The sequence below is a fragment of the Microbacterium sp. genome (assembly GCF_051953575.1).
Classification (GTDB): Bacteria; Actinomycetota; Actinomycetes; order Actinomycetales; family Microbacteriaceae; genus Microbacterium.
Map to the genome: position 1 here is coordinate 1 of NZ_JBQCIP010000324.1, position 7,477 is coordinate 7,477.

At 70.9% G+C, this 7,477-nt stretch carries 7 protein-coding genes; all 7 read left to right on the forward strand.

The window, feature by feature from the left end:
- Window positions 1-121 precede the first annotated feature (121 nt).
- Window positions 122-1,963, forward strand: coding sequence for a primosomal protein (locus tag ACTHNQ_RS20975; protein WP_440335850.1), 1,842 nt, complete (start codon window positions 122-124; stop codon window positions 1,961-1,963).
- Window positions 1,963-3,012, forward strand: a complete 1,050-nt coding sequence (locus ACTHNQ_RS20980) for an HAD-IIA family hydrolase (protein WP_440335851.1) — start codon at window positions 1,963-1,965, stop codon at window positions 3,010-3,012. The genes ACTHNQ_RS20975 and ACTHNQ_RS20980 overlap by 1 nt, the downstream gene beginning before the upstream one ends.
- 24 nt (window positions 3,013-3,036) lie before the next feature.
- On the forward strand, window positions 3,037-3,195 hold the full coding sequence (locus ACTHNQ_RS20985; RefSeq protein ID WP_440335852.1) for a hypothetical protein: 159 nt from the start codon (window positions 3,037-3,039) through the stop codon (window positions 3,193-3,195).
- Window positions 3,192-3,986 carry a TlyA family RNA methyltransferase gene (locus ACTHNQ_RS20990; protein WP_440335853.1) on the forward strand — a complete coding sequence of 265 codons (795 nt, stop codon included), beginning with the start codon at window positions 3,192-3,194 and terminating at the stop codon, window positions 3,984-3,986. The genes ACTHNQ_RS20985 and ACTHNQ_RS20990 overlap by 4 nt, the downstream gene beginning before the upstream one ends.
- 136 nt (window positions 3,987-4,122) lie before the next feature.
- Window positions 4,123-5,115, forward strand: a complete 993-nt coding sequence (locus ACTHNQ_RS20995) for an NAD kinase (RefSeq protein WP_440335854.1) — start codon at window positions 4,123-4,125, stop codon at window positions 5,113-5,115.
- A complete protein-coding gene (gene recN / locus ACTHNQ_RS21000; RefSeq protein ID WP_440335855.1) occupies window positions 5,112-6,803 on the forward strand; it encodes a DNA repair protein RecN in 1,692 nt (563 codons plus the stop codon). Before ACTHNQ_RS20995 ends, recN begins: the two co-directional genes overlap by 4 nt.
- A gap of 78 nt (window positions 6,804-6,881) precedes the next feature.
- Window positions 6,882-7,477, forward strand: a 596-nt coding sequence (locus tag ACTHNQ_RS21005; protein ID WP_440335856.1) for a CTP synthase, incomplete at its 3' end; no start/stop codon positions are given.

Here is a 7,477-nt window from a genome sequence, read left to right on the forward strand (position 1 = left end):
CTGTGGGAGAGTAGGACACCGCCGGACACCCATTCACGGAATGGCCACCCACACCCTGGGTGGCCATTCCGCGTTAACACGGGTGATTGCCGAGGCCGCCCGCATCCAGGAGGATCGAATAATGGCAGACCACGAGCCGCGCGACGACAACCGCGCGCCGCGTCAGCGATCTGGAGGCAAGGCGACCTCTGGTGGCGGCAAGCCCTACGCGAAGCGCGACGGCGACAGGAAGCCGTATGGCGACAAGAAGCCGTACGAGCGTCGCGATGGTGACCGCCCGTACGCGAAGCGTGACAGTGAGAAGAAGCCGTATGGCGACAGGAAGCCGTACGGTGACAAGAAGCCGTACGAGCGTCGCGATGGCGACCGCCCGTACGCGAAGCGCGACGGCGACAAGAAGCCGTATGGCGACAAGAAGCCGTACGAGCGTCGCGATGGCGATCGCCCGTATGGGAACCGCGACGGTGAGAAGAAGCCGTACGGCGACAAGAAGCCGTACGAGCGTCGCGATGGCGACCGCCCGTACGCGAAGCGTGACGGCGACAAGAAGCCGTACGGTGACAAGAAGCCGTACGAGCGTCGCGATGGCGACCGCCCGTACGCGAAGCGTGACGGCGACAAAAAGCCGTACGGTGACAAGAAGCCGTACGAGCGTCGCGATGGCGACCGCCCGTACGCGAGCCGTGATGGGGACCGCAAGCCCTACGGCGAGAAGAAGCCGTACGAGCGTCGCGATGGTGACCGCCCGTACGTGAAGCGTGATGGCGACAAGAAGCCGTATGAGCGTCGCGATGGTGACCGCCCGTACGTGAAGCGTGATGGCGACAAGAAGCCGTATGAGCGTCGCGATGGTGACCGCCCGTACGCGAAGCGTGATGGCGACAAGAAGCTCTACGGCGACAAGAAGCCGTACGAGCGTCGCGATGGTGACCGCCCCTACGCCAAGCGTGACGGCGACAAGAAGCCCTACGAGCGTCGTGACAACGACCGGCCCTACGAGCGCAAGGCTCGTCCGACCCGCGGGGGAGCCGACCGTCCCGATCGCGCCATGCGTGAGGGCGAACTCCGTCCCGTGCGTGCACGTCATGACGACCCCGTCATCCCCGAAGAGGTCACTGCGCGCGATCTTCCGCCGGCGGCTCGCAACGAGCTGAAGACGCTCAGCAAGGAGAACGCCGACCAGGTCGCGCGTCACCTGGCGATGGCGTCGCAGCTGATTGACGAGGACCCCGAGCTCGCGCACCAGCATGCGCTGTCGGCGTCGCGCCGTGCCGGCCGGATCGCCGTCGTCCGTGAGACGCTCGCGATCACCGCGTACGCGACGGGCGATTACGCCCTGGCGCTGCGCGAACTGCGGACGTACCGTCGCATCTCGGGCAACGACGATCAGATCGCCCTCATGGTCGACAGCGAGCGCGGGGTGGGTCGTCCCGACCGCGCCCTCGAGGTGGGGCGCTCGGTCGACCGCATGACGCTGGAGACCTCGGAGCGCGTCGAGCTGGCCATCGCGATGTCGGGCGCTCGCCTCGACCTCGATGAGCCCGAGCGCGCCCTGCAGGAACTCGACATCCCTGAGCTCGACCCGGACCGCGCGTTCGAGTGGAGCCCCGGCCTCTTCGCCGCCCGCGCGGCGGTGCTCGAAGAGCTCGGCCGTGCCGACGAGGCTGCGCAGTGGCAGCAGCGCGCCGTCGTCGCCGCAGAGGCACTGGATGCGGCATCCGGAATCGGAGATCTCGAGACGATCATCGTCGAGGAGATCCTCGAGGAGGATGACGAAGACGACGACATCCTCGACGACGAGTCGGACGAGTCGGTCGAGTCGGTCGACTCGGACGAGACGGAGGAGTCGGAGGGCGACGAGCCCGCAGGCGTCGAGCCGTCGGTCGCGGACGAGGTCGCCGAGATCCTCGTCGAAGCCGGCATCGACGAGCCCGAGCCTGCGGACGACGGGGCGAAGGACTGATGGCGCTGTTCGGGCGCCGCACGCAGACCGAAGGACTCGCCCCGGCGCCGCTGGCCGGCGTGGACGTCGTGCTCGCCGACCTCGACGGTGTCGTGTACGCCGGTCCTGGCGCGCTGCCGCATGCGGTCGAGAGCCTGAACCTCGCGCGCGTCGACCGGACGATCGGCTACATCACGAACAACGCCTCCCGGACGGATGCCTCTGTCGCGGCGCACCTGTCGGACCTCGGCCTCGACACCGCACCGCGCGACGTCGTGACGAGCCCTCAGGCGGCGATGCGGCTGCTCGCGGAGCGCATCGCGCCCGGCTCGGCCGTGCTGGTCGTCGGCGGCGACGGGCTGGTCACCGAGGTCGAGAAGGCGGGCTTCGTCGTGACGCGCAGCGCCGACGACGCGCCGGCGGCCGTCGTACAGGGCTTCGCGCCTGAGGTCGGCTGGACGCAGCTGGCCGAGGCCGCCTTCGCTCTCAAGACGCCCGAAGAGGAGGGCGGCATCCCGTGGGTGGCGACCAACACCGACTGGACGATCCCGCAGTCGCGCGGCATCGCGCCGGGAAACGGCACGCTCGTCTCTGCCGTGCACACGGCTGTCGGGCGCCTCGCCACCGTGGCCGGCAAGCCCGAGGTGCCGATCTTCGAAGAGGCGGTCGCACGGTTCGGGGCGCGGCATCCGCTGTTCCTCGGTGACCGACTCGACACCGACATCCTCGGCGCCAACCGCGCCGGCATCGCCTCGGCGCTCGTCCTGACCGGGATCGACCGGCCGAAGCACGTGCTGGCGGCCCCGGAGGGCTCGCGTCCGACGTTCATCCTCGGCGATCTTCGTGAGCTCCACGAGCCGTACCCCGAGGTGCGCGTCGTCGACGGCGTGGCCACCGTGCGCGATGCCGTCGTCGCCATCGACGGCCCGGACGTGCGGATCGTGTCGCCCGGTACGCGCCCGATCGACCTCGTCCGCGCGGGCGCCGCGGCGATCTGGTCGACCGGCCGGGCGATCTTCGGCTTCCGTGTGCCGGAGCAGCTGTACGCGGACCCGTTCCACCGTCCCTGAGCCGCGCCGCCGTATTCTGGGGACATGGATGAGCCCCGTGTGCACGAGGATGAGACCGGCGATCTGCTGTCGACGCTCGAGGTGATCGAGGCGCAGCCGCTCGCCACACGGGCCGACGCGTACGAGGCGCTCCACGACACGCTGTCACGACGCCTCGAGGCGACGCCGGGCACTCCCGCATGACGCAGCGCCTGGATGCCGCACTCGCGGCGCGCGGACTCGCGCGCTCGCGCACGCACGCCGCGACCCTCATCGCCGAGGGTCTCGTCTCGGTCGACGGCCGACCGGTGGTCAAGCCCTCGACGCCGGTCGGTGATGCGAGCGTCCTGGAAGTCGCCGGCGCCGACCACTACGTCAGTCGCGCGGCGCACAAGCTCATCGCCGGCCTGGACGCCTTCGGGGTCGACGTGCGCGGCCGGGTCGCGCTCGACATGGGCGCGTCGACCGGAGGGTTCACGCAGGTGCTGCGCGAGCGTGGCGCCGAGCCGGTGATCGCCGTGGACGTCGGCCACGGCCAGCTGGCGCCGTCCATCGCTCTCGATGCCGGCGTGATCTCGATCGAGGGCTTCAACGTCCGCTACATGACGGCCGCTGCGCTGACGGAAGCCAGCGGGATCGACACCCCGCCGTCGGTCATAACCGGGGACCTGTCGTTCATCTCGCTGGCGCACGTCCTGCCGGCGGTCCGTGCGGTCGCGGCGCCGGACGCCGACGTCGTGCTGCTGATCAAGCCGCAGTTCGAGGTCGGGCGCACCGCCGTCAAGGGGGGACTCGTCACCAACCCGGTGCTGCGCGCCGACGCGGTCTCGGGGGTGCTGTGGGCGGCGTGGGACCTGGAGCTCGGCACGCGGGGCCTCATCGCATCGCCGATCGCAGGGACCCACGGCAACCGCGAGTACGTCGTGCACCTGTCGGCCCGTGACGGGGTGATTCCCGAGCAGTGGCACGACGTCGTCGAGCGACTGACCGCGTGACGCGCACGCGGATCCTCCTCCCCAACGCGGCTCCGGTGGCGGCGGGCGGCACATCGTCCCCAGACCGGGTCGGATTGCCCCGAGTGTCGGACGATCCGACAGAATGGGGAGACATGTACCGACTGGCGGGGAGCCGATGAACACTGTCGACGCGCAGGCCCACTCGCGGGCTGACGCGCGGGCCGAGCGCAGCATCCTTGTGGTCGCGCACGCGCACCGCCACGACACCGTCCTCGCGGCCGAGCGGGTCGTCGAGGCTCTGCGCGCCGCCGGTGCACACCCCGTCTTCGCGGCGGACGATCGCGAAGAGCTCTCCGCTGCGGGAGCCTCGCTGGACGTCGCGATCCTGGGTGTGGACGTGCCCGTGACCGACATCGAGCTCGCCATCGTGCTCGGCGGCGACGGCACGATCCTGCGGGCCGCTGAGCTCGTACGGGAGGGCACGGCCCCCGTGCTCGGCATCAACATGGGCCATGTGGGGTTCCTCGCCGAGATCGAGCGGGATGACATGGACGAGGCGGTCCGGCGGGTCATCGAGCGCGACTACGACGTCGAGGAGCGCATGGCACTGCAGGTGCGCGTGAAGGACACGGGCGACTCGGTCATCTACGAGACCTGGGCGCTCAACGAGGCGACGGTCGAGAAGGCCAGCCGCGAGCGTCTGCTCGAGGTCGTCGTCGAGATCGACGGGCGGCCGCTGTCGTCGTTCGGGTGCGACGGCATGGTCGTCTCGACGCCGACGGGCTCGACGGCCTACAACTTCTCGGCGGGCGGTCCGGTGATCTGGCCGACCGTCGAGGCGATCGCCGTGGTGCCGCTGTCGGCGCACGCCCTCTTCGCCAAGCCGCTCGTCGTCGGACCGGAGCACTCCGTCGCGATCGAAGTGCTCGAGCGCACGAACGGCACGGGCATCCTGTGGTGCGATGGGCGCCGGTCCCACGACCTGCCGCCGGGCGCGCGGGTCGTCGTGCGCCGTTCGGAGCGGCCGGTGCGGCTCGCACGGCTGCACCCCGCCCAGTTCACGGACCGACTCGTGCGCAAGTTCCACCTTCCCGTCGAGGGCTGGCGCGGCCCCGCGGCGATCACCGGCGTGATGCCCGTGACCGGCGATCGCGAGGAGGCGCTGTGATCGAAGAGATGCGGCTGCGCGACCTCGGCGTGATCGCCGAGGCGACCCTGCCGATGGGACCGGGCTTCACCGCGATCACCGGCGAGACGGGCGCGGGCAAGACCATGGTGGTGACGGGCCTCGGCCTGCTGCTCGGGCAGCGCGCGGACTCGGGCGCCGTACGCGCCGGGGCGTCTCAGGCGACGGTCGACGGCGTCTGGATCGTCCCCGAGGACGGCGCGGTCGCCGACCGCGTGCGCGAGGCCGGCGGCGACGTCGAGCCGATCGGCGGCGGACGTGCCGAGCTGTACGTCGGGCGGTCGATCTCGAGCGAGGGCCGCGGCCGGGCGTCGGTGGGCGGGCGTGCGGCGCCGGCAGGCGTGCTCGCCGATCTGGCTGACGACCTCGTCGTCGTACACGGCCAGTCCGACCAGCTGCGCCTCAAGTCCGCGGCCGCCCAGCGTGACGCGCTGGACCGCTTCGGCGGCGAGCCGGTGCAGTCCGCGCGCGACGTGTACCGCCAGGCGTACGAGCATTGGCGCGGCATCGACCGCGAGCTGACGCGGCTCACCGACGACCGTGACGCCCGCGCCCGTGAGGCCGAGGACCTGCGGGCGCAACTGGCCGAGATCGAACAGGCCGCCCCCGAGCCGGGGGAGGATGCCGAGCTCGCGACCCGTGCCGAGCGCCTCGCCAACGCCGAAGAGCTGCGACTGGCCGCGGCCACCGCCCACGACGCGCTGTCGGGCGAGGCGGACGGGCCGGATGCCGGGTCGCTGCTGTCGGACGCCCGCCGTGCGCTGGAGCGCGTGCACGATCCCGTACTCGAGGAGCTCGCGGGCCAGGTCGCCGATCTCGGCTACCGCGCCGCCGACATCGCGGCCGCGTTGGCCGGCTACCTCGCCGACCTCGACGAGTCCGGCCCGCACGAACTCGCCGCCGTCGAGGAGCGCCGCGCCGTTCTCGCAGCGCTCGTGCGCGCGCACGGCACCCTGGACGCGGCGATCGAACTGCTCGACACCGGTTCGTCGCGCCTGGCCGAGCTCGACGACGACTCGGATCGGATCGAGCGGCTGACCGCGGAGCGGGATGCCGCGGCATCCGCTCTCGACGAGGCCGCCGCCGCCCTCACCGCGGCGCGCACCGAAGCAGCCGGGCGCCTCGGCGCGGCCGTGACGACCGAGCTGCGCGCCCTTGCGATGCCGGACGCACGGCTCGAGGTCGCGGTGACCCCCGGCGCCGAGACCGCTTCGGGTCGTGACGACGTCGCGATCCTGCTCGCCCCGCATCCGGGCGCCGAACCCCGCGCGGTCTCGCGCGGCGCGAGCGGCGGCGAGCTCAGCCGCGTCATGCTCGCGATCGAGGTCGTGATCGCGGGCGTCGACCCGGTGCCCACGTTCGTCTTCGACGAGGTGGATGCCGGTATCGGCGGGGCCGCGGCGATCGAGGTGGGCCGCCGCCTCGCCCGGCTGGCGCAGTCGTCACAGGTCATCGCGGTCACCCACCTGGCTCAGGTCGCGGCGTTCGCCGCCAATCACCTGACCGTCGTCAAGGCGAACGACGGATCGGTCACTGCCTCCGACGTGCGGCGACTGGAGGGCGTGGAGCGCGAGGCCGAGATGGCGCGCCTGCTGTCGGGTATGCCCGACTCGGAGGCCGCCCTCAGCCACGCCCGCGAACTGCTCGGACTTCGCGCCGACGTCGACTGAGAAGCATCGTCCGCTTCCGCGTGTCCTCAGCTTCTGCGAAGCTCATCGAAACACCGCCTGATAGGATAAAAGCCCGTGATGCAGACTTCTGATTCTTTCCGCGGCGACTCTTCGAACGACACCACCAAGCACATCTTCGTGACCGGTGGTGTCGTTTCCTCGTTGGGCAAGGGTCTGACCGCCGCCAGCCTCGGGAATCTGCTCACGGCACGCGGTCTCCGCGTCGTCATGCAGAAGCTCGACCCGTACCTGAACGTCGACCCCGGCACCATGAACCCGTTCCAGCACGGCGAGGTCTTCGTGACCGACGACGGCGCCGAGACGGACCTCGACATCGGGCACTACGAGCGCTTCCTCGACATCGAGCTCAGCCAGGCGGCCAACGTCACGACCGGCCAGATCTACTCGCAGGTCATCGCCAAGGAGCGCCGCGGCGAGTACCTCGGCGACACCGTGCAGGTCATCCCGCACATCACCGACGAGATCAAGCGCCGCATGCGTCTGCAGGCGACCGAGGAGCCGCGTCCCGACGTCATCATCACCGAGATCGGCGGCACGGTCGGCGACATCGAGTCGCAGCCGTTCATCGAGTCGGCCCGGCAGATCCGTCACGAGCTGGGCCGCCAGAACGTGTTCTTCGTGCACGTGTCGCTGGTGCCGTTCATGGGCGCATC